Origin of the sequence: Paenarthrobacter sp. PPS72 (genome assembly GCF_048537125.1) — a bacterium.
Taxonomy (GTDB): domain Bacteria; phylum Actinomycetota; class Actinomycetes; order Actinomycetales; family Micrococcaceae; genus Arthrobacter; species Arthrobacter nitroguajacolicus_E.
This window is the reverse complement of the sequence record NZ_JBLYIE010000043.1, coordinates 1,688-2,128: the sequence shown is the minus strand read 5'-3', so window position 1 is coordinate 2,128 and position 441 is coordinate 1,688. Positions and strand designations below refer to the sequence as shown.

At 64.2% G+C, this 441-nt stretch carries 1 protein-coding gene; it reads left to right on the top strand.

Annotation, left to right across the window (positions count from 1 at the left end; all coding sequences use genetic code 11):
• On the top strand, positions 1–441 hold a 441-nt coding region (locus ACLRGI_RS17185; protein ID WP_419202776.1), incomplete at both ends, for a CLIPPER-2 domain-containing protein.

Sequence of the window (441 nt, the reverse complement as noted above, 5' to 3'; positions counted from 1 at the left end):
CGTTGACCTACACGTGGCCGGGCACCCCCGGCGAACTGCTCCCGGGTCAGACGGTGACTGCTACGGCAACGTATGCGATCACGCAGGCTGATATCGACGCCGGCCATGTTGCCAACAGCGCCACCACCACGGGCACCCCGCCCGTTGGTCCTCCGGTGACGCCTCCTCCGGGAACAACGGATACTCCGTTGACGCCGGCTCCGGCTATGGAGTTCAACAAGTCCGCTGACAGCTCGGCTGTTCAGTCGCCGTCGAGTGTTGGCGACCGGATCACCTACACCTTCACCTCCAAGAACACGGGCAACGTGACCCTGACCAACGTTTCCATCACGGATCCGTTGGCTGGCCTCTCCGCGCTGGCTTACACGTGGCCGGGAACGCCGGGAGAGCTGCTCCCGGGTCAGACGGTGACTGCTACTGCAACGTATGCCATCACCCAGG